The organism is Lysinibacillus sp. FSL L8-0126, assembly GCF_038630385.1.
In the GTDB taxonomy this organism is placed as follows: domain Bacteria; phylum Bacillota; class Bacilli; order Bacillales_A; family Planococcaceae; genus Lysinibacillus; species Lysinibacillus fusiformis_D.
Map to the genome: position 1 here is coordinate 1539468 of NZ_CP152028.1, position 21681 is coordinate 1561148.

Annotated in this window: 21 protein-coding genes and 1 pseudogene; 18 read left to right on the top strand and 4 right to left on the bottom strand. The window is 37.1% G+C overall.

The window, feature by feature from the left end; all coding sequences use genetic code 11:
- Positions 1–576, bottom strand: a complete 576-nt coding sequence (locus MHI34_RS07405) for a DUF3267 domain-containing protein (protein ID WP_271911976.1) — start codon at positions 574–576, stop codon at positions 1–3.
- Between the two features lie 166 nt (positions 577–742).
- On the opposite strand from MHI34_RS07405, the gene rpsF reads away from it, so the two are divergent.
- From rpsF to rpsR, 3 genes are read left to right on the top strand one after another with little or no spacing between them, the layout of a single operon-like run.
- A complete protein-coding gene (rpsF, locus tag MHI34_RS07410) occupies positions 743–1030 on the top strand; it encodes a 30S ribosomal protein S6 (protein WP_036119511.1) in 288 nt (95 codons plus the stop codon).
- 43 nt (positions 1031–1073) lie between these two features.
- On the top strand, positions 1074–1646 hold the full coding sequence (gene ssb, locus MHI34_RS07415; protein WP_058844074.1) for a single-stranded DNA-binding protein: 573 nt from the start codon (positions 1074–1076) through the stop codon (positions 1644–1646).
- A gap of 39 nt (positions 1647–1685) precedes the next feature.
- A complete protein-coding gene (gene rpsR, locus MHI34_RS07420) occupies positions 1686–1922 on the top strand; it encodes a 30S ribosomal protein S18 (RefSeq protein ID WP_004233359.1) in 237 nt (78 codons plus the stop codon).
- Between the two features lie 631 nt (positions 1923–2553).
- On the opposite strand, the gene MHI34_RS07425 is transcribed toward rpsR, so the two are convergent.
- Positions 2554–2751 (bottom strand): hypothetical protein, encoded by a 198-nt coding sequence (locus tag MHI34_RS07425; protein WP_036119346.1) that lies wholly within the window; start codon positions 2749–2751, stop codon positions 2554–2556.
- 9 nt (positions 2752–2760) lie between these two features.
- Positions 2761–3459 carry a hypothetical protein gene (locus MHI34_RS07430; RefSeq protein WP_058844075.1) on the bottom strand — a complete coding sequence of 233 codons (699 nt, stop codon included), beginning with the start codon at positions 3457–3459 and terminating at the stop codon, positions 2761–2763.
- A 368-nt stretch (positions 3460–3827) separates the two neighbouring features.
- Here MHI34_RS07430 and MHI34_RS07435 point away from each other — a divergent pair.
- From MHI34_RS07435 to MHI34_RS07460, 6 genes and pseudogenes are all read left to right on the top strand, one after another.
- A pseudogene (locus MHI34_RS07435) lies at positions 3828–3932 on the top strand (30S ribosomal protein S18); the annotation flags it as partial.
- Between the two features lie 419 nt (positions 3933–4351).
- Complete coding sequence (locus tag MHI34_RS07440; RefSeq protein ID WP_342504299.1) at positions 4352–5293, top strand: YybS family protein; 942 nt, start codon at positions 4352–4354, stop codon at positions 5291–5293.
- A 13-nt stretch (positions 5294–5306) separates the two neighbouring features.
- Positions 5307–7277, top strand: a complete 1971-nt coding sequence (locus MHI34_RS07445) for a DHH family phosphoesterase (RefSeq protein ID WP_036119352.1) — start codon at positions 5307–5309, stop codon at positions 7275–7277.
- Positions 7277–7723 (top strand): 50S ribosomal protein L9, encoded by a 447-nt coding sequence (gene rplI / locus MHI34_RS07450; protein ID WP_036119355.1) that lies wholly within the window; start codon positions 7277–7279, stop codon positions 7721–7723. The genes MHI34_RS07445 and rplI overlap by 1 nt, the downstream gene beginning before the upstream one ends.
- A 13-nt stretch (positions 7724–7736) precedes the next feature.
- Positions 7737–9098, top strand: a complete 1362-nt coding sequence (dnaB, locus tag MHI34_RS07455; protein ID WP_036119357.1) for a replicative DNA helicase — start codon at positions 7737–7739, stop codon at positions 9096–9098.
- A gap of 236 nt (positions 9099–9334) precedes the next feature.
- Positions 9335–10624 (top strand): adenylosuccinate synthase, encoded by a 1290-nt coding sequence (locus tag MHI34_RS07460; protein WP_036119360.1) that lies wholly within the window; start codon positions 9335–9337, stop codon positions 10622–10624.
- Positions 10625–10673: 49 nt separating this feature from the next.
- Here MHI34_RS07460 and MHI34_RS07465 read toward each other — a convergent pair whose 3' ends face one another.
- A complete protein-coding gene (locus MHI34_RS07465) occupies positions 10674–11537 on the bottom strand; it encodes a YitT family protein (RefSeq protein ID WP_051891596.1) in 864 nt (287 codons plus the stop codon).
- 403 nt (positions 11538–11940) lie between these two features.
- Between MHI34_RS07465 and MHI34_RS07470 the strand changes: the two genes are divergently transcribed.
- The 9 genes from MHI34_RS07470 to rlmH all read left to right on the top strand — a co-directional run bounded on the left by MHI34_RS07470 (position 11941) and on the right by rlmH (position 21565).
- On the top strand, positions 11941–13404 hold the full coding sequence (locus MHI34_RS07470) for a M23 family metallopeptidase (protein WP_330493815.1): 1464 nt from the start codon (positions 11941–11943) through the stop codon (positions 13402–13404).
- Positions 13405–13618: 214 nt separating this feature from the next.
- Positions 13619–14332, top strand: coding sequence for a response regulator YycF (gene yycF / locus MHI34_RS07475; protein ID WP_036077923.1), 714 nt, complete (start codon positions 13619–13621; stop codon positions 14330–14332).
- Positions 14333–14337: 5 nt separating this feature from the next.
- Complete coding sequence (gene walK, locus MHI34_RS07480) at positions 14338–16203, top strand: cell wall metabolism sensor histidine kinase WalK (RefSeq protein WP_036119369.1); 1866 nt, start codon at positions 14338–14340, stop codon at positions 16201–16203.
- Complete coding sequence (gene yycH / locus MHI34_RS07485) at positions 16200–17525, top strand: two-component system activity regulator YycH (protein WP_036119372.1); 1326 nt, start codon at positions 16200–16202, stop codon at positions 17523–17525. Before walK ends, yycH begins: the two co-directional genes overlap by 4 nt.
- Complete coding sequence (yycI, locus tag MHI34_RS07490) at positions 17512–18333, top strand: two-component system regulatory protein YycI (RefSeq protein WP_036119375.1); 822 nt, start codon at positions 17512–17514, stop codon at positions 18331–18333. The genes yycH and yycI overlap by 14 nt, the downstream gene beginning before the upstream one ends.
- Positions 18333–19121, top strand: a complete 789-nt coding sequence (locus MHI34_RS07495) for an MBL fold metallo-hydrolase (protein WP_036119378.1) — start codon at positions 18333–18335, stop codon at positions 19119–19121. The genes yycI and MHI34_RS07495 overlap by 1 nt, the downstream gene beginning before the upstream one ends.
- 166 nt (positions 19122–19287) lie before the next feature.
- Positions 19288–20586 (top strand): trypsin-like peptidase domain-containing protein, encoded by a 1299-nt coding sequence (locus MHI34_RS07500; RefSeq protein ID WP_036119381.1) that lies wholly within the window; start codon positions 19288–19290, stop codon positions 20584–20586.
- Positions 20587–20830: 244 nt separating this feature from the next.
- Positions 20831–20995, top strand: a complete 165-nt coding sequence (locus tag MHI34_RS07505) for a CxxH/CxxC protein (protein ID WP_342504300.1) — start codon at positions 20831–20833, stop codon at positions 20993–20995.
- 90 nt (positions 20996–21085) lie between these two features.
- The gene (gene rlmH, locus MHI34_RS07510) at positions 21086–21565 is read left to right on the top strand and encodes a 23S rRNA (pseudouridine(1915)-N(3))-methyltransferase RlmH (protein WP_342504301.1); all 480 of its coding nucleotides are present in this window, start codon (positions 21086–21088) and stop codon (positions 21563–21565) included.
- Positions 21566–21681: the final 116 nt, after the last annotated feature.

Genomic DNA, 21681 nt, shown 5'->3' on the forward strand with positions numbered 1-21681 from the left:
TTACTTTAGTGAGCTATCCTTTTCCAGTGGTAGATAGACATAAAGTTTCGGCAATTTGGGATCATCCCGTATCAAAGCATCTCTTGGATATTTTCGTAATTCTTTATACATGGCAAAATCACCTACTGCTCCTGCTATTAAAAAAGCTCCAATCAGGATCAAAACCGTACTATTGAGATAAAACCCAACGATGGTTGGAAGGATGCCGGTTGTCCAGAATGGCAGTAATAGAGCCTTTTTCATAGCATGATTGAAAAGAGGCTGTTCAGTCGTCGCATAGGCAATGCCAAGCTCTAAATTGATGCCGTATTTTAAAGCCTTAAAGGGCACTTTGCCAAAAAACATAAAGCCAATTAAATGAAAAACCTCATGTAGTATAATAAAAATAATATACAACGCCACGAACAGTGCTGTGCCACTAACCATGTTCCAAACAGAAAAATGAAAATCTTTAAAGCAAATATATTGAATAGCTGTAAATAATATGACAAGACCACTAGTGATCACAAAATTGTCGATCATTAATTTCTTTAAATCTAATTCGATAACAATAGGCTCTTTATTATTAGTTAGCATGAAGGCGCTCCTTTCAAATATACTGTCATTATATAATGAATTATTAGTTTGTGACTTGAAAGAAATGTATCTATATGTTACAATTCATTGATGTGAGTAATAATTAATTACTTGCTCCTTGCTCCCTTCAATAGGAGAGCCTAAGTCCATAAGGAGGTGTAAACAGATGAGAAAATACGAATTAATGTACATCGTACGTCCGAACATTGAAGACGAAGCGAAGAAAGCTTTAGTTGAACGTTTCAACGAAATCTTAACTTCTAACGGTGCAGAAGTCATCGAATCAAAAGAGTGGGGCAAACGCCGCTTAGCTTATGAAATTAAAGACTTCCGCGAAGGTTACTACCAAATCGTAAAAGTAAACGCTTCTTCAGATGCAATCAACGAATATACACGTCTTGCTAACATCAGCGAAGACATCATTCGCCACATTGCAGTTCGCCAAGAAGCTTAATAATTAATTTTTAACAAAACGCTGAAAAGGAGGTTGCATTCTGATGATAAACCGTGTCGTATTAGTCGGAAGACTAACAAAAGATCCTGAGCTACGTTATACACCAAATGGAATTGCGTCTACAAGATTTACAGTTGCTGTAAACCGTGCATTCTCAAATCAACAGGGTGAACGCGAAGCTGATTTCATTAGCTGTGTTGCATGGCGAAAACAGGCTGAAAACCTAGCGAACTTCATGCGAAAAGGAAGTTTAATTGGGGTAGAAGGCCGTATTCAAACAGGCAGTTATGAAGGACAAGACGGTAAGCGAGTATACACAACAGATGTCGTGGCAGATAGCGTACAGTTTTTAGAACCCCGTAATGGTAGCGGTGCACCTGCTCCTCAATACGGTGGTGGACAAACTTACGGTAATAACCAACCGTCATATGGCGGTGGTCAACCACAACAACAGTTTGGTGGCGGCGCAATGCCAGGACAGGGTTCCTATGGCGGCGATGCTTATCAGCAAAATCAACCACCTATGAATCAGCCGAATTATACACGTGTAGATGAGGACCCATTTGCGAATAGCAAAGGGCCAATAGAAGTATCAGAGGATGATCTTCCATTCTAATGCTTCTAAAATTATAATAAGATAAGGAGGAGACATACTATGGCACCACGTCGCGGAGGCCGCAAACGCCGTAAAGTTTGCTACTTCACTTCAAACAATATTACGCACATCGACTACAAAGATGTAGATTTATTAAAAAAATTCATCTCTGAGCGCGGTAAAATTTTACCACGTCGCGTAACTGGCACAAGTGCAAAGTACCAACGTAAATTAACTTCAGCTATTAAAGTATCTCGTATTATGGGATTACTTCCATTCGTAGCAGAAGACAAATAATATTAAAAAAAGTACAACATTGGTTATTGAACCTTTGTTGTACTTTTTTTATGTACTTCATTTTAAATATATGTAAAAATACTATAGCAATAGCTGCGGATTATTGTAGAGGCCTTAGATTTTATAAATACTTTAGAACAAAAAGGGTTATCATCAAATACTGTAAAAGGTTATTTAGAAGATTTAAAGGTTTTTTATTTATGGCTAAATAGGAGAGTTTGAAATAAAGCCAGCAGATATACCAAACTTCATTGAGTTTATTGATAATCGTCAAGCTAGTAAAAAAGTTTCTACTGCAACATTAAATTGTTACTTAGCAACAACTAGTTCCTTTTATAGTTAAAACAATAAAAGTGTGAGTTAATCTGAATATGTATCTCGTATAGTATTACCAAAAATCGAATCAACTTTCTAAATATATTTTTCTATGAAAAGATATAGCTGGAGGACATATTTACCAAGCAGTTTTATAAACTGAAATTAGAAGGAACAAGTCGGAATTTATTTTCGAACGCTTAGACAAAATAAAACTGTATTCTTTTACCTCTTGTTTAAAATCATCCTCAGTAAAAAAGAGTAGTCAAAGTTGACTACTCCTTAATACCACGGCTTTATTCATTTAATAAATATATTACTCTCTTTTTGCATCTAATCGCCGACGAAATACTAAAGCCGAGACAGCGAAAATAACGAAAGCTAATGTTGAAGCAGCCGTAACCATCTGTAACACAATTCCTATTGGAGATTTGAACAACAAGGCGACCGAGATGATTAAAACGGCACCAGTTAAACCCATTCCTAAAATCGAGATTGCCAAAACCTTATTCATCTAATCACCTCACAGGTAGTTGAAACAAGCTACCGCTCCAGCAATACCCCCTGCACCAATAACAGCATATGCTCCAATACATGCAGCACAGATCGGAGCAGTTACTGGTGTCGGTGCTGCACACGAACCGCCACACGCAACCGCAATAATATAAGCCACCGTACCACCGACACCAAGTACTGCTCCAAGACAACTTGCCACTGCTCCTATACCCATCGGTTGAATCATAGATGGCTCTTCTGCAAGTAATTCTTCATCCGTCATATAAGCAATCCCAGCATCCTGAGATTTAACAAGTGTTCCATTCAAATACGTCGAAATCTGGAAATTTCCTAGCTCATTCTGGGTAACCAGCATTTCATTTGTCTGCAATACATTATGATCCTCATCTAAGAACACCGTTATATTACTAGGAAGGCTATAATCCCCATGCAAAGGAACTGTAACCGCCGTAACTCCACCACCAACAGTGTACACACTCGAACCTTCCAAATCAAATGCAGACACAGGAGCTACATTCTCAACTTTCCCCTTCTCGACTGCACGGAGCGTTGTATTAACCAGTTCCTTAGCAAGTTTGCCGGTAACTACAACAATACTCGGAGCATCCTCAGCTTGCACAGAAACATCTTTAGCTGGAGACAAACCTAAACAAAAAATAGTAAAGATCATTAATACTGGCAAATACATTTTTTTTGCCATCGACATAATAAAACCTCCCATTTTTAGTATTTTGTTACAAATTATTAATTCTACACCAAATCTAAATTTCCTTCTTTTTGGTAATTAATATATTTATCTGCAACAAAAAAGTAGACATTATTTTTTTGAGTTGATAACTCGTGCAATTAACACTTAACAGCCCTTGAGATTGCATCAAATACAGGATAGCTCTGCCTAATTCTGTATCTAACATGATTCTATCCCTCAAGGGCTTTTTGTGTTTAAAATACAAAGAAGAAAGGAGGGATTGGTCTAGAATAATAAAACTCAGATTATACATGTTTTTTTGTTTGATAGTGTTATCAATTGAATACACAAGGATTACATACTGTATGGTAAGAAGGAGACATACTATGGCACCACGTCACGGAGGCCGCAAAGTTTGCTAATGCACTTCAAACAATATTACGCACATCGACTATAAAGATGTGGATTTATTAAAAAAATCCATCTCTGAGTGAGGTGAAATTTTAACACGTCGCGTAACTGGCACTAGCGCTAAGATTAACTTCAGCTATCAAAGTATCTCGTATCATGGATTCGTAGCAGAAGATAAATAAGATTGATGACGTTAAGGTAACGGACCTTACATCAACTTAAAAACCAGCATATTACGATATTCGAATCAGTATATGCTGGTTTTTTGTTATAGGTAAAAGTCATTTTTTCAAGCCTAATATACGTTTTCTCTTCATGGACCATTGAATTTGCACCAGTAATGTACCAAAGTATTTTATAAGCAAGCGCAATAATACTAAACAAGAATGATAAAATTAATGGCAATGCATATAGTGATCTAAGTGATTTTTGTTCAATACTATGAAAAAATGGTACAATAAAGGGTAGTAAGTTTGACTGAAAAAAAGGAAGGTTTTCAATGCCGAATAATCAAACAAAAGCGCTTGTACAAGGCTCAATGATGGTTGCACTTTTTACAATATTAATGCTGATTTCTGCATATGTACCATTCATCTTTATAGTAGCTTTATTATTCGCTCCTCTACCGATTGCTTGGTATAGTGCAAATTACAAGCGTTCCTCATCAATACTCGTCGCAATAGTAGGCTGTATCCTAACCACTATCACGAGTGGAATAACCATGCTACCGTTTGCTTTTATTTTAGGGCTATTAGGTGTCATTATTGGTAATGCAATTTATCTGAAGAAAAGTAAGCTCTATTTATTTATGTCAACAGGGATTGCTAATCTAATCTCCATGGCAATGGTTTATCTTGCCTATGTAAAACTTGCAGGAATTGACTTCATTAGCATGAGTTTAGAAATGGTTCGTAAAAATTATGAACAATCTAATGAATTTGCAAAAAATGTAACGGGGCAAGTAGCTTTACAACCAGAACAGCTTGAGGCGATGCTTAAAACAATCGAGCTGACGATGCCTGCAACGATAACAATATCAGCATTTTTTGCTGCATTTATTATCATCACGTTAAATTTACCAGCTTTAAAACGACTAGGAGTAGATGTACCGAAGTTTGCTCCGTTCCAAAATATGAGATTACCACGCTCTATTTTATGGTATTACATGATTGTTTTATGCATTAATCTGTTTATGCGTCCAGAGGCTGGTTCCACGTTAGATATAATTGTATTAAATGTTTCTTATATTTTATGGATTTTACTCATTCTACAAGGGATATCTTTTATCCATTATTTCATTTCTAAAAAGGGCATGCCAACGGGAGTAAAATGGGTAGCTACCGTATTAGCTATTCCGTTATCATCCTTCATGATTTTACTTGGTATTGTTGATTTAGGTTTTGACGTACGTGCACTTGTAAAGGGGAAAACTAAAGAATAAGGGGCTGATTGTAATGGGGACTTTTAGAAAACGACCAATTCGCTATCCGCTTTTTGTTCTTTCCATATTTGGAATTGTGACGTTCGTGCTTCTATGTATTTGGAATATCGGGATAGGTATCGGTTATGGGGTAGGTTTTATTTTATTAATGGCCTACACATGGAAGGTAGAAAAGATTGCTTTTGAAGAAACTGAAAAGCATATTGAATCCATTTCCTTCCGAATGAAAAAAGTAGGCGAAGAGGCATTGCTTGAAATGCCTATCGGGATATTGCTCGTTAACGAGCAATATGAAATCGAATGGTCGAATCCATATATGCAAGGTATCTTAAATATGGAATCATTAGTGGGAGAAGGTATTGTCGATATATCTGACGACATCTATGTATTAATGAAGACCGAGGAAACAAACGAGGCTACGATTACACTAAGTGATCGGAAATATCGTGTGTATTATAAAAAAGAGGAACGATTACTATACTTCTTTGATATAACAGAACAGATTGCCATTGAAAAGCAATACTATGCAGATCGTACAGTTATTGCTATCTTATTTGTCGACAATTATGATGAAATCACACAAGCTATGGACGACCAACCACGAAGTTTAACAAATACGATGGTTACGTCAATTGTCAATGAATGGGCTGCTGAGCATGGTGTATTTGTCAAACGAATATCATCAGATCGTTTTTTAGCGGTACTAAACGAATCTATTTTAACAGAGCTTGAAAAGAAAAAATTTGCTATTTTAGATACTATTCGAGAAAAAACAGCTCAGAAAAATTTATCATTAACATTAAGTATTGGTGTAGGGGCTGGATCATCATCACTAGTAGAGCTTGGTGAATTGGCACAATCGAGTCTAGATCTTGTATTAGGACGTGGCGGTGACCAAGTGGCGATCAAACAACCTACTGGAAAGCTTAAATTTTACGGTGGGAAAACGAATCCAGTTGAAAAGCGTACACGAGTTAGAGCTCGCGTCATTTCACACGCATTGCGTGATTTAATTCAAGACAGTGACCAAGTGTTTGTTATGGGACATAAAAATCCTGATATGGATTCCATAGGTGCATCTGTCGGTGTACGAAAAATGGCTCAGATGAATGATGTAAAAGGCTATGTCATTATAAACTTTGATGAATTAAATGGTAGTGTGACACGACTCATGAATGAAATTGAGAGTAAATCCGATTTCTATGAAAATTTCCTAACACCTGAGGAAGCTGCTGGGAAAATGACAGAAAAATCATTGCTCGTGATCGTAGATACTCATAAACCGAATTTAGTCATCGATGAACACTTATTGAAGCTAGCTGAAAAGGTTGTCGTAATCGACCACCATCGTCGAAGTGAGGACTTTATAGAAAATCCTACACTTGTTTATATGGAACCATATGCATCATCGACGGCTGAGTTAGTGACAGAGTTACTAGAATATCAGCCGAAGCGTGCAAAGATCAATATGCTAGAGGCTACTGCGTTACTGGCAGGCATTATTGTCGATACCAAAAGCTTTACACTTCGAACAGGAGCACGTACATTTGAAGCGGCTTCTTATTTACGAACGAATGGTGCTGATACAATATTGGTGCAGCGTCTTTTAAAAGAAGATGTGGACACCTATATTGAGCGCTCCAAAATTGTGCAAACCGTGCAATTTGTAAAACCTGGAGTAGCTATTGCTGTAGGAGAGGAATCGAAAGTGTATGACTCTGTTTTAATTGCACAAACAGCAGATATTTTACTAACCATGAAGGATGTTAGTGCATCCTTTGTCATTGCACATCGAGCAGATGGAAAAATTGGTATAAGTGCACGATCTCTAGGGGAGGTCAATGTACAGCTCATCATGGAAAGGCTTGGCGGCGGTGGACATTTAACGAATGCTGCCTGTCAAATAGAGGCTAAATCCATTGATGGTGTGAAAAAACATTTAGAAGAGGCCATAAATGAGGTCTTTGAAGGGAGTTCTGACTAATGAAAGTAGTATTTTTAAAAGACGTTAAAGGAAAAGGAAAAAAAGGTGAAATTAAAAATGTAGCTGATGGCTATGCACAAAATTTCCTGATTAAAAATGGCTATGCTGCTGAAGCAAATGCTCAAGCACTGAGTCAATTAGATGGACAAAAAAAATTAGAAGCTAAAAATGCAGCAGCTGAATTAGCTGAAGCACAAGCATTAAAAGAGAAATTAGAAGCGTTAACAGTTGAGGTAAAAGCAAAATCAGGTGAAGGTGGCCGCTTATTCGGCTCAGTATCAACAAAGCAAATTGCTGATGCATTACAAAAAGTACATGGCATTAAAATTGATAAACGTAAAATGACTTTACCTGATGGCATTCGTGCTCTTGGCTTTACAAATGTTCCTGTAAAATTGCACCATGAAGTATCAGCAACGTTAAAAGTACATGTAACGGAAGAATAAGGAGCGACGATCCATGAGTGAACCGATGATGGACCGCGTTCCACCGCATAACCGGGAGGCGGAGCAATCGGTTATCGGTGCAATATTTCTTGAACCACAGGCGTTAATAACAGCATCAGAAATTTTATTGGTGGATGATTTTTATTTAAATGCCCATAAGAAAATTTTCGAAACGATGCTACGCTTGAGTGATCAAGGAAAAGCGATAGATGTTGTAACAGTTACAGAAGAGTTATCAGCTAAAAAAGAGATTGAAGATGTTGGCGGGCTATCTTATTTACTAGAGCTCGCCAATGCTGTCCCTACAGCTGCTAATGTCGCACATTACGCCAAAATCGTTGAGGAAAAGGCGCTATTACGTCGATTGATTCGTGTAGCTACGAAAATCGTTGAGGACGGCTACACACGTGAGGACGAGGTAGAGGCATTATTAGGCGAAGCAGAGAAGAAAATGATGGAGGTTGCCAATCGAAAGAATGCTGGTGACTTTAAGCATGTTAAAGATGTGCTAGTGGAAACATTCGATAATATTGAGAAACTTCAATCACAAAAGGGAGATGTAACGGGTATACCGACAGGCTTCCGTGATTTAGACAATATTACGGCGGGCTTCCAGCGCAATGATTTAATTATTGTAGCAGCACGTCCTTCTGTAGGGAAAACGGCCTTTGCGTTGAATGTGGCGCAAAGTGTCGCCGTACAAGCGCGTGAGAATGTGGCAATATTTTCTTTAGAGATGGGTGCAGAGCAACTTGTCATGCGTATGCTTTGCGCAGAAGGCAATATTGATGCACAAGTTTTACGTACAGGTGCTTTAACTACGGATGATTGGGGTAAACTAACTATGGCAATGGGTAGTTTATCGAATTCAGGAATTTTTATTGATGATACACCAGGTGTACGAATCAATGAAATTCGTGCGAAATGTCGACGTTTAGCACAGGAAAATGGACTCGGAATGATCTTAATAGATTATTTACAGTTAATTCAAGGTAGTGGCAAACCGGGAGAAAACCGTCAGCAAGAAGTATCGGAGATTTCACGTTCCTTAAAGGGACTAGCCCGTGAATTAAAGGTTCCTGTTATTGCACTATCACAGCTATCTCGTGGGGTTGAGCAGCGACAGGATAAACGACCAATGATGAGTGACTTACGTGAATCGGGAAGTATTGAGCAAGATGCTGATATTGTTGCCTTTTTATATCGTGATGACTATTACGATAAAGAATCTGAGAGTAAAAATATGATCGAAATTATTATTGCAAAACAGCGTAATGGTCCAACAGGAACCGTTACACTGGCCTTTAAAAAGGAATTCAATAAGTTCATTAATGTGGATTGGTCTCAAATGCCACCACCACCGCCACGTGATTAGTCGTTATTCAGATAAGTTGCCTCTTAAGTAATGCAATATTACCCATAGATTAAATTAATCTGAATGTTCGATAATATTCATATCATTCTGTTATTAAACACGAACGTTGAATCAGATTTTTTGATTTTATGTTCGTGTTTTTTCACTGTTTTTTATTGACGGGGCGTTTCTATCATTGTTACAATGATTGAGGCTTGAAAATTGAGATACAAAGGTATCTAACGGAGGTGCTGATTATGACATCAGTAGTAGTTGTAGGAACACAGTGGGGAGACGAAGGGAAAGGTAAAATTACAGATTTCCTTTCGCAAAAAGCCGATGCAATCGCCCGCTTTGCAGGTGGAGATAATGCAGGACATACCATTAAAATTGATGGTGAAACATACAAACTACATTTAATTCCATCAGGGATCTTCTATAAAGAAAAAACTTCAGTAATTGGTAATGGATTAGTTGTCAATCCAAAGTCATTAGTAACAGAGCTTAAAGGTTTACAGGAGCGCGGCATTAATACAGATAATCTACGTATTTCTAATCGTGCACATGTTATTTTGCCTTATCATATTAAGCAAGATATTGCAGATGAAGAAAGTCGTGGCGATAATAAAATCGGCACAACTTGTAAAGGGATTGGACCTTGCTATCAAGATAAAGTAGCGCGTATTGGAATCCGTATGGCTGATTTACTTGATAAGGAAATCTTTGAAGAAAAACTACGTCATAATTTAGCCATTAAAAATAAATTATTTGAGAAATTCTATGAAGTTGAAGGCGTAACATTCGAAGAAATTTTCGAGGAATACTATGGCTATGGACAAGAAATCGCAAAATATGTAGCAGATACATCTAAAATCTTAAATGATGTCCTTGATGAAGGCGGCAAAGTGTTGTTTGAAGGTGCACAAGGAATTTTACTTGATGTCGATCAAGGTACGTATCCATATGTAACATCTTCAAATCCAGTTGCAGGTGGTGTAGCGATTGGAGCAGGTGTTGGTCCATCACGTGTGACAAGTGTTATTGGCGTATCGAAGGCCTATACATCTCGTGTAGGAGATGGTCCTTTCCCAACAGAATTATTTGATGAAGTGGGTCAACAAATTCGTGAGGTTGGTCGCGAATACGGTACAACAACAGGTCGTCCACGTCGTGTAGGTTGGTTCGATACAGTCGTTGTTCGTCATTCACGTCGTGTAAGTGGAATTACACATCTTGCACTTAACTCTATTGACGTTTTATCTGGTTTAGAAACAGTAAAAATCTGTACAGCATATAACTATAAAGGTGAAACAATTACGGAGTATCCAGCAAATCTTCATATTATTGAACAATGTGAGCCGATCTATGAAGAGCTTCCAGGCTGGTCAGAGGATGTAACGAGCTGCCGCACTTTAGAAGAGCTACCTGAAAACGCACGACGCTATGTAGAGCGCATCAGTGAGTTAACTGGCATTCAAATTGCTACTTTCTCAGTGGGACCTGCTCGTGAGCAAACAAATGTTTTAGTGGATGTTTGGGAAGCCTAATAAAGTAAAATAAATTGAAATGGGCGTGCCATATGAGGTACGCCCATTTTTAGTGAATATCCCTTTTCTTAAAGCGACCGCCTTTTACCTCGGCGATATTACCGATGGCTAAAAATGCATTGTCATCAATTTCTGCAACAATTGATTTTAACTTCGCTTCTTCTAAACGAGTAATAACGGTAAAGATAACTTTCTTATCGTTCCCCGTATAAGCCCCCTCCCCATGAAGGAAGGTAACACCACGACCAAGTCGATCCATAATCGTTTGTCCAATTTCATCAATTTCATCACTTATGATATAAACCGATTTTGATTCTTCTAATCCTTGAATAACAATATCAATCATTTTATAGGCAATATAGTATGCAATGATGGAGTACATGGCCTGCTCCCAATTAAAAACAAAACCTGCCACTGCAAAAATAATGACGTTGAAGATCATAATGATTTCCCCGACTGAAAACGGTGTCTTGCTATTAAATAAGATGGCTAATATTTCAGTTCCATCCAATGAACCACCATAACGAATGACAATACCGACACCAACGCCTAAAATCATTCCACCAAAAACTGTAGCCAATAGTGTGTCTTCCGTAAATGGATGTATGTTATGTAAGGCAAGTGTTGCTAACGAGAGTACAGTAATACCGAGCCCTGTAGAAATAGCAAAGGTTTTCCCAATTTGTTTATAGCCTAAAAAAATAAAAGGTAAGTTTAAAATGAAGATGAAAATACCAAGGGGTAAATTTAATAAATGAGATGTGATAATGGAAACGCCTACGATGCCTCCATCCATGATGTGGTTAGGTACTAAAAATAGCTCCAAGCCCAATGCCATTATTATTGCACCTAGCGGAACCATAATAATCCTAAGAAAAATTTTACGCATATTATTTTTCTGCATTCTCAACATTTTTGTTGAGATCTCAGAGGTTTGTGAATCACTCAATTTAATCGCTCCAATCAAATAATGTATTTTCTTTTATAGTTTATCGGAATATTAAAAAAGTAAAAAGTATTAAGTCGAAATTCACTTGAAAAAATTTAGAGATTAATATACCAATGGCTCAATATAGTTTATTTTATCCTTCTATAGGCAGGTGTTTTTTATAACCTAATATATGAATAAAAATACAGTCATTACTAACTATATAAAATTTATTCTATGTAACAATTAGTAGATAAATAATACATTTACATTACAAAAGGGTGAAATCATTCAAACGCCATTTTCTTTATGGTAAATTATAAGGGTGCAAAAAATCCTTGTGGGTAAATCATCCTACTATAGGGTAAAGTTGGAAGGGGCTTTATTGATGAATTCGTTTTGGAAAAGAAAAGAAGAAAACAATAGATTCACCTACAATTTTTCTTCTTTTAAAAAGGCTTCAATCGTTGCAGTTTTAATGACCAGCCTAACGATTAATATGGGTTTTGCTAAGGAATATAATAAAGAAAACTTAAATAAAATTTTCCACGTTTATGTGGGAAATGAATATATTGGTGCAGTATCTGATGAGAAAGCTATTCAAGAAATTATTGCCTCAAAGGAAAAAGTAGCGAGTCAGCAATTCAAAGGATTATCGATTGATGCTAGTTCAGCTGTTAAAATAATCCCAGAGCAAGTATTTGCGAATGAAACAAAAGATGCGGAAACGTTATCCAAACTTGAGCAATCTTTAGTAGCAAAATCCGATGCTTTTACATTATTAGTTGATCATAAACCGGTTGTATCATTAGAGAATACAGAGGCTTATGAAAAGACTGTCCAATTGTTAAAGCTACAATATGTTTCTCAGCAAGAATTAGATAAACTTGCTGAAACCCAGCAAGCTATTAACAATTTACCTGAATTACAAAATGGTGAATCTCGTCTATTAGATATTTCGTTTAAACAGGGAGTTTCGGGATTGTCGCAAAAAGTTACACCGACTGAAATTGTATCGCCTGAGCAAGCGGTAAAATATTTAATGACAGGCTATCTTGAGCAAGAGACATATAAAATTCAATCAGGTGATGTGTTAGGGTCGGTTGCTAAAAAACACAATTTAACAACAAGCGAACTATTAGCATTGAATCCTGACATTACAGTGGATACAGTTTTACAAATTGGACAAGCACTAAATGTTACAGTGGCAAAACCGTTTGTAACACTTGAAGTGAAAAAAGAAAAGAAAGTTGCAGATGAAATTCCATTTAAAAAAGTGGTCAAAGAAGACCCTACAATGTATAAAGGCGAAAAAGTAATTAAACAAGAAGGCGCTAATGGAAAAAAAGAAACAACCTATGCATTAACGTCTGAAAATGGAGCACAAACTTCAAAAGTTGCATTAGCAGAAAAAGTTATTCAACAACCAGTAGATCAAATTGAAGTAGTTGGTACAAAGGTAATTTCTTCACGAGGAACTGGTGAATTTGCATGGCCAGCAGTAGGAGGCTATATTTCAAGTGGCATGGGTGAACGTTGGGGAGCCTTCCATCGAGGTATTGATATCGCTCGTCCAAGTAACTACAATATTTTAGCTGCTGATAATGGCGTAGTTGTTGCAGCTGGTACTTCAGGCAGCTATGGTAATCGCATTGTTATCAATCACAATAATGGCTATACGACACTTTATGGGCACCTATCTTCAATTAATGTTGAAGTGGGCCAAGTAGTGGAAAAGGGTTCTGTAATTGGAATAATGGGTTCTACTGGAAATTCGACAGGTACACATTTACACTTTGAAGTTGAAAAGAACGGTTCATTAGAGAATCCGTTATCTTATGTAGGTCGATAAACATGTGGAATAGAAGGCAGTCCAAATGGTGGGCTGTCTTTTTTCAATTATTTCCCGAGAAATAATTGTTGGAATATATCATTTTCTGTCACAGTATAAGATGGATTGAATATCGATTAATGCATAGAACTCGAAAGCATGATAGAGTTAAGAGTAGTGAATTTACAAATACACATTGTTTAAGAATAGATAAAAAACGAAAGGGAGAGAATGAATGAACAAAACCATTTTAGTTGTTGACGATGAAAAACCAATCGCAGATATTTTGCAATTTAATTTGATAAAAGAAGGCTATAAAGTTATTTGTGCTTATGATGGTGATGAGGCATTAAAAAAAGTAGAGGAAGAGCAACCAGATTTAATGCTTTTAGATATCATGCTACCAAAGCGCGATGGAATGGAAGTGTGTAGAGAAGTACGTAAAAAATACGATTTCCCTATTATTATGCTAACTGCTAAGGGCTCTGAGATTGATAAAGTATTAGGATTAGAGATGGGCGCAGATGATTATGTCACAAAGCCATTTAGTACACGAGAGCTGATTGCACGTGTGAAGGCTAATATGCGCCGTCTACAAGTTGTTGCTCCTGCAGCAGAAGAGGCTGAGGAAGAGTCTAATGAGATTGTTGTGGGATCTCTTGTTATCCAACCAGATGCTTATTTAGTAATGAAGCGTGATGAAGCAATTGAACTGACACATCGTGAATTTGAATTACTTCATTATTTAGGAAAACATATTGGTCAGGTCATGACACGAGAGCACTTACTACAAACAGTATGGGGCTATGATTACTTTGGTGATGTACGAACAGTTGACGTAACAATTCGTCGTTTACGGGAAAAAATTGAGGATAATCCTAGTCACCCCGCTTGGATCGTCACACGACGTGGTGTAGGTTATTATTTACGAAATCCTGAACAGGAGTAATAGGAATGCAGAAAGTGAGCTTCTTTAAATCCATTCATGTCAAACTAGTGCTGATTTATATTTTATTAATATTGCTTGCCTTACAAATTATCGGTATCTATTTCGCTCGTGAATTAGAACGAAATTTGAAGAGCAACTTCCAAGATTCCATTTTTCAGCGTGTCGACTTGATGCAATATAGTATTCGTGAAGAAATATTAAAGGAACGCGATGAAAGCATGCCTAAATTAGAAGAAAGTCTAAAATCCATTGTGATGGAGTTTTCTACTGGTTTAAAGGATGTTTCGAATGGAGATATTTTAGAAATTCGTGTTATTGATGATAGACAAAGAATTCTTGCCACATCGGAGCTTGAAAATCAAAATTTAATCGGACAACGTTCTAATACGGATCTAGTGCGTCGAGCCATATCTGCTGAAACACTCTTTGACATCATTAAACTAGACAATAAAACGAGAAATCGAGTGTGGGTATTAGCGAATCCGATTAGAGCTGGTGCAGGACCAGACGATGAAATTATCGGTGTTCTCTATATTGAAGCTAATATTGAATCCGTTTTTGAACAAATGAATGACATTAACCGAATTTTCCTTGGTGGTACGGCTATGTCCTTAGTTATTACCATCTTCTTAGGTATTCTTGTTGCACGAACGATTACACAGCCAATTGCTGATATGCGAAAGCAGGCTCAGGCGATGGCAAAGGGGAACTATTCGCGGAAAGTACGAGTATACGGTACGGATGAAATAGGACAGCTAGCCATTACCTTTAATCATTTAACCAATCGTTTACAAGAAGCACAATCGACAACAGAAGCCGAACGTCGAAAGCTAGATTCGGTTCTGACTAATATGACAGATGGCGTTATCGCGACCGATCGCAAAGGACGTATAATTCTGATTAATGACCCTGCACTAGAATTACTGCATATTTCAAGAGATATTACATTAGGGCGTCCTATCGCCTCTGTATTGGGAATTGATCAGGAATATGGCTTTGAAGACTTAATTCATATGAATGATGCGATCAATTTAAACTTTAGTACAGCCGATGCACCCTATATACTTCGTGCTAATTTCTCTGTTATTCAAAAAGAGACTGGTTTTATTAACGGTTTAATTACTGTACTGCACGATATAACAGAGCAGGAAAAGATTGAAATGGATCGTCGAGAATTTGTATCGAATGTATCACATGAGTTAAGAACGCCGCTAACAACGATGAATAGTTATTTAGAGGCACTAGCAGATGGGGCATGGAAAGATGAAAATATTGCTCCGACATTTTTAAATGTGACACAAACCGAAACAGAGCGAATGATTCGTCTAGTAAATGATTTATTACAATTATCAAGAATGGATAGTTCGGATTATGAGTTGAATAAAGATATTGTGTTATTCAATTCATTCTTTAACCGTATTATCGACCGATTTGAAATGTCTAAATCGGATAAAGTCCAGTTTGAACGATTATTCCCTGAAACATCCTTCTATGTAGAAATTGATACAGATAAGGTGACACAAGTCATCGATAATATCATTTCGAATGCCATTAAATATTCACCAGATGGCGGTAATATTCGCTTTGGCTTTACTGCACAAGAAGACATGCTGAAGGTCATGATTTCAGATGATGGTATGGGTATTCCTAAAGAAAATGTAGGGCGTATTTTCGATCGTTTCTATCGTGTGGATCGTGCACGTGCTCGTTCTATGGGAGGAACAGGCTTAGGATTAGCTATTGCGCGGGAAATGATTGAAGCTCACGGTGGGAAGATTTGGGCTGAAAGTGAGGAAGGACAAGGTACAACGATTTTCTTCACATTACCATATGATGCAGATGAATTTGGTGAGGCAGGTGAGTGGGAATGAAATATATAGAGCCAGTTAAATCTGTTGTATTATTTCTACTTGTCATGCTAAGTGTGGTCTTAACTTTTTTGATTTGGACCTACACACCTGATTATAAATATATTGAAAAAACAACAGGAGAGGAAATTCTCATTAAGCCACAAAAGGATATGGAGGATATTATTCGTCCGTACAAGGCTATTTTCCGTTCTGATGAAGAATTTACAGGTACAGTATCTAATGCTGCAATGAAAGATATGATGAAGACTTTTAAAGGCTGGAATATTCTTGACCTAGTACCTGTTAACAATAATCTATCTCCAAACTATGTGAATCAAATTATTAGTGCAGATAATCGGATGACCATCTTCTTTACTGGTGAAATTCCGTTTTCAGCCTTTAACACGATTTTTCAGTTTACGGACAAGGAATTACCCGAAACAACGTTCAATCGTATGATTATCGATTGGAGTAATTATAATAGCAAGGATCTAATGCTTTATTATATTAGCAGCAATAACCAATCATTATTCCGTTCACATGTCAGTGTGCCAAACGTAAATCAGTTTATCAAAGAAGTCATAGAGCCTGCGAAAAAATATGAAGCTTTTAAAGAAGTTGAGCGCGAAGGCCAGACATCTCTTTATGTAGCTAGTAATAAAATGGAATCTGTAAAATTTACGTACTATATTGAAGAGATCACACCAGAATTATTTAAAAATGTGTTATTCCCAGAACCAAATATTGTCCAGCGCAATGTTGAAAGTGCATCCTCTGAAAAATATACAGATGGTATGTCCTTAATGACATTAGATACAAATCTCAAATCATTAAACTATGTTTATCCTGCGGCAGAAAGCAGTATACGGATTGAGCCATCGAAGCTTCTTAAAGATAGCTTTGAATTTATCAATGAACATGGAGGATTTACAGCAGATTTTCGTTATGCTTCAACGAGCATCAATAAAAATCAAATGGATTATCAATTATACTTACAAGGTTTACCTGTCTATAGCAATCATGTCATTACTCGAATGACGACAATTTGGGGAGATAGCCGGATTTTCCATTATAAGCGTCCATACTTTTCATTAGATATGGATATTGAAGCAGAGAAGGAAATTAAAGAACTACCTTCTGGTACAGAGATTGCTGAGAGATTAAAGAATGCTAATAACATTGCCTTATCAGACATTGAGGAACTTGTATTGGGCTATTATTTAACGCAAAATCAAGAACTGAATATCTTTACATTTGAACCTTGTTGGTTTGTTATTCGTAATGGTACATGGATTAAACTGACGCCTGAAGTTTTAGGAGGTGTTAAAAATGGATTGGAATAGAACAAAATCTATTTTTATATTCGTTTTTTTAATTCTCAACATCTTCTTATATACACTTTATGTAAATCGCTATAATGAAGCAAAAGATATTGAAGTACCTGGTGAAAAAACGATCGAAGCTCGTTTAAAAGATGATAATATTACGTATGGCTCATTACCAAATAATATTGAATCGGCCTCTTATATTACAGCCCAAGTACATAAATTCACAAAGGCTGAATTTAAAGATACTAATCAACAGGTCACCCCTACGGATGATAATACAAAGGCTCGTGCTATTTTCATGAAGCCTGTTAAATTACGTAATGTGAATGATGATGCAAGCTTTACAGATTTTGTTCTAGCCAATGTCAATGAAGGAGCATCGTATGCTTTATGGAAAATAGATCGAGAAGAACGCGTCGCTGTTTTTTTCCAAAAGACGAATAATCGAATGTTCTATTATAATGGTTCATTAAAAATAAAATGGAATACAAATGACGAAGTAATAATGTATGAACAAACAATGATTGATAATATTGAAGAAATGGAGCAGCAGGAAACGGTTATTCCACCACTTCAAATTATTCAAACATTGTATGCAAAAGGACCGCTCAAGCCAGACTCGCGCATTACGCAAATGAAGTTAGGTTACTCCACGCTTGTTAAATTAACGCGTACACAGGTACTGGTGCCAACGTGGGAGGTTCAAGTGAAATTACCTGATGGAGGAAAAGAGGAGTACTTTGTCAATGCAGTAGAAGGTAAAGTCATTGAAATCCAGGAGGACAAGCAGGAGAGCGGAGAAGAAGACTGGGGAGTTGAATAATGCGATTTAGTGTTTTAGCAAGTGGCAGTACAGGAAATTCGATTTATGTAGAGAATGACGACCATGCTTTTATTGTCGATGCGGGACTTAGTGGGAAAAAGATGGAGCAGCTCTTTACAAAAATCGACCGTAATATGAAGCAGCTTAGTGGTATTTTTGTTACACATGAGCATAGTGATCATATTAAGGGAATTGGTGTACTGGCACGAAAATATAGTGTACCAATTTATGCAAACGCCAAAACATGGCAGGCAATGGATGGGCTAGTTGGTGATATTCCTGTAGAACAGCGTTTTGAATTTGAAATGGATACAGTGAAGTATTTTGGTTCTTTAGCTGTTGAGTCCTTTGCTGTGTCACATGATGCAGCAGATCCAATGTTCTACACTTTCCATGAGAATGATCGCAAGCTGGTCATTATTACAGATACCGGCTATGTCAGTGATCGTATGAAAGGGATTATCCGTGGAGCAGATTCCTTTGTTTTTGAAAGTAATCATGATGTCAACATGCTTCAAATGGGACGTTATCCTTGGTCCATTAAACGTCGTATATTAAGTGATGTAGGACATGTGTCTAATGAGGATGCAGCTATCGCAATGAGTGAAGTTGTATTTGATAAGACGACCAATATTTATCTTTCGCATTTAAGTAAAGATAATAATATGAAAGAGTTGGCACGCATGAGTGTCTCTCAAACTTTGCAATCTTGTGGCATCCTTGTCGGTGAGCATGTTCATCTCTTTGATACAGATGCAGAAGAACCAACAAAATTAGTCACGGTTTAATCATAAGCTATTTAGGCAAAACTTGGAGCTGTTCAAGGCATTTAAAAAAATGCTTTGGGCAGCTATTTTTATGCCCATTTTATTTGTTTTTCATCTGATTTTAATGTTTGAATTGTAAGATTAGGGTAACAATTAACAAATAGCACTAAAGGAAAGGATGAGGAACTTGAGTTATTTCCAAGATGATGATAAAAACAGTGATTTCTTAAAAAATGATGAAGTACCGAAATCACCTCTTCAAGAAAGATTAGAGCGTGAGGAGCAAGAAATGCAAGCCAAGCGGCATAAAAAGAAAGGCGGTGGCGGAGGAAAGGGAGGCTATTTCTTTAGTGGTCTTATCGGTGTGATTATAGGTGCTTTACTTGTATGGCTTATGTTACCTGGACTAGTCAATCAAATGCCTGGGACAACATCAAGTGGTACAGGAAAAAATAACACAACGATTAACCAAGTTGCGACAGAGATAACAACCGATGTGACATCCGCAGTAGATAAAGCTTCAGCAGCCGTTGTGGGTATTACGAATATTCAAGAAATAACGAGTGGAGGCTTTTGGAGTCCACCATCAACAACGACAAAAGAAGCAGGCAGCGGTTCAGGTGTTGTTTATAAAATCGAAGGAGATAAAGCCTTTATCGTTACAAACAACCATGTGATTGAAGGTGCAAAACAGTTAGAGGTCACAATGCCAGACGGAACGAAAGAACCAGCTCAATTAGTAGGTCATGATGTTTGGACAGACCTTGCTGTTATTTCTATTAGCGCTAAAAATGTAAAAACAGTTGCGACATTCGGTAATTCTGATGTATTAAAACAAGGCGAAACAGTTATTGCAATTGGGAATCCCCTTGGCTTAGATTTCTACGGCTCAGTTACAACAGGTGTAGTTTCTGGGAAAGACCGTTCTGTACCAGTAGACTTAAATGGTGATGGTACGGAAGATTGGCAACAAGAAGTATTACAAACAGATGCTGCAATTAACCCAGGAAATAGTGGGGGAGCCCTTGTCAACTTAGCTGGAGAATTAGTAGGGATTAACTCCATGAAAATCGCTCAATCCTCCGTGGAAGGTTTAGGATTCTCTATTCCCATTAATTCAGCTATTCCAATTATCGAGGAATTAGAGAAAAATGGTGAAATGAAACGTCCAACAATGGGAGTGTCACTAGCAGATCTAACAGATGTCCCATCATTCTATCAGCAACAAACATTAAAATTACCTGCAGAGGTGACAACAGGTGTTGTTGTAACAGATGTCATGAATAATTCAGCTGCATCAAAAGCAGGTGTTCAACAATATGATGTTATTGTGGAAATGGATGGTCAAAAGATCGAAACAACTATTGATTTACGCAAGCATTTATATAATGAGAAAAAAATTGGTGATAAACTAACATTAAAAGTTTACCGTCAAGGTAAATTAGTCGAGCTATCACTAACATTAACAAACGGTAATACATTGTAAAGAATCGGAAGAGCGATGGAGATATAACAATTCTCCATCGTTTTTTTTGCGAGGATGAAGAAAGGCTTTTATGAAATATTGTGGATAACTAGAAAATTGTGAATACTATTTCTGTACAAGTAAACGTGAGAAGAAGGCACTTCTTCCATACATGCCATTCCTTTGTTACAATAGGTTGTGGATAACATAGACTGATTTGTGAATAAGTTTGTGGAAATTTCGGAAAATAAGGAGACGTAAAATAATGGAAAAATACAGCTGTGAAAGCCATATAGAACACGCTTTAGACATGTTTGTAGCAGAGCAAAAAGTGTTCCCAATTATGGATAAAATCGAAGAGGATAGAAAGTTATCCACAAAGTGTAGCTACTGTGAACAGCCAGCAGAATATATTGTATCAAGTAAATAACTTTACACAATATATAGAAGTAACTTGTGGATATGTTGATAACTTTTGTGGATAATTTGTTTGTAAATGAATTGTAAAGGTGGATAACGTGTGAATATAACGATTGTATCAGTCGGCAAACTAAAAGAAAAGTACTTAAAAATGGGCATCGATGAGTACGTAAAGCGACTTGGCGGCTATGCAAAAATGGATTTGATTGAAGTACCAGACGAAAAGGCACCTGAACAACTAAGTGAAGCCGAAATGGACATCGTCAAGAAAAAGGAGGGCGAACGCATACTAGCCAAAATAAGCCCAGATGCCTACGTCATCGCCCTAGCCATCAACGGCAAAATGAAAACCTCCGAACAAATGGCAGCCGATATCGAATCCCTCATGACCTACGGCAAAAGCAAAATCACCTTCGTCATCGGCGGCTCCCTCGGCCTACATGATGACGTGCTAAAACGTTCAGATGAACAACAATCTTTCGGTAAAATGACGCTCCCTCACCAGCTCATGAAGCTCGTGTTAGTCGAGCAGATTTATCGGAGTTTTAGGATTATGAAGGGTGAACCGTATCATAAGTAACGGTAAACTCTAGCTATAGAAATAAAAAAATGAGGTAATGACACCTATATTTTAATTGGCGTCATTACCTCATTTTCTTTTGTGTAAAGTTATCAATGTTACATTAAAATTTGGTA

What these genes read in the sequence shown, in the direction of transcription:
- MHI34_RS07505 (WP_342504300.1), top strand. Translation starts at nt 20,831, where the DNA reads ATGGAAAAATACAGCTGTGAAAGCCATATAGAACACGCTTTAGACATG.
- ssb (WP_058844074.1), top strand. Translation starts at nt 1,074, where the DNA reads ATGATAAACCGTGTCGTATTAGTCGGAAGACTAACAAAAGATCCTGAG.
- dnaB (WP_036119357.1), top strand. Translation starts at nt 7,737, where the DNA reads ATGAGTGAACCGATGATGGACCGCGTTCCACCGCATAACCGGGAGGCG.
- yycF (WP_036077923.1), top strand. Translation starts at nt 13,619, where the DNA reads ATGAACAAAACCATTTTAGTTGTTGACGATGAAAAACCAATCGCAGAT.
- MHI34_RS07425 (WP_036119346.1), bottom strand. Translation starts at nt 2,751, where the DNA reads ATGAATAAGGTTTTGGCAATCTCGATTTTAGGAATGGGTTTAACTGGT.
- rplI (WP_036119355.1), top strand. Translation starts at nt 7,277, where the DNA reads ATGAAAGTAGTATTTTTAAAAGACGTTAAAGGAAAAGGAAAAAAAGGT.
- MHI34_RS07405 (WP_271911976.1), bottom strand. Translation starts at nt 576, where the DNA reads ATGCTAACTAATAATAAAGAGCCTATTGTTATCGAATTAGATTTAAAG.
- yycI (WP_036119375.1), top strand. Translation starts at nt 17,512, where the DNA reads ATGGATTGGAATAGAACAAAATCTATTTTTATATTCGTTTTTTTAATT.
- MHI34_RS07465 (WP_051891596.1), bottom strand. Translation starts at nt 11,537, where the DNA reads ATGTTGAGAATGCAGAAAAATAATATGCGTAAAATTTTTCTTAGGATT.
- MHI34_RS07460 (WP_036119360.1), top strand. Translation starts at nt 9,335, where the DNA reads ATGACATCAGTAGTAGTTGTAGGAACACAGTGGGGAGACGAAGGGAAA.
- MHI34_RS07495 (WP_036119378.1), top strand. Translation starts at nt 18,333, where the DNA reads ATGCGATTTAGTGTTTTAGCAAGTGGCAGTACAGGAAATTCGATTTAT.
- rpsF (WP_036119511.1), top strand. Translation starts at nt 743, where the DNA reads ATGAGAAAATACGAATTAATGTACATCGTACGTCCGAACATTGAAGAC.
- MHI34_RS07440 (WP_342504299.1), top strand. Translation starts at nt 4,352, where the DNA reads ATGCCGAATAATCAAACAAAAGCGCTTGTACAAGGCTCAATGATGGTT.
- MHI34_RS07470 (WP_330493815.1), top strand. Translation starts at nt 11,941, where the DNA reads ATGAATTCGTTTTGGAAAAGAAAAGAAGAAAACAATAGATTCACCTAC.
- MHI34_RS07430 (WP_058844075.1), bottom strand. Translation starts at nt 3,459, where the DNA reads ATGTCGATGGCAAAAAAAATGTATTTGCCAGTATTAATGATCTTTACT.
- rpsR (WP_004233359.1), top strand. Translation starts at nt 1,686, where the DNA reads ATGGCACCACGTCGCGGAGGCCGCAAACGCCGTAAAGTTTGCTACTTC.
- MHI34_RS07445 (WP_036119352.1), top strand. Translation starts at nt 5,307, where the DNA reads ATGGGGACTTTTAGAAAACGACCAATTCGCTATCCGCTTTTTGTTCTT.
- walK (WP_036119369.1), top strand. Translation starts at nt 14,338, where the DNA reads ATGCAGAAAGTGAGCTTCTTTAAATCCATTCATGTCAAACTAGTGCTG.
- yycH (WP_036119372.1), top strand. Translation starts at nt 16,200, where the DNA reads ATGAAATATATAGAGCCAGTTAAATCTGTTGTATTATTTCTACTTGTC.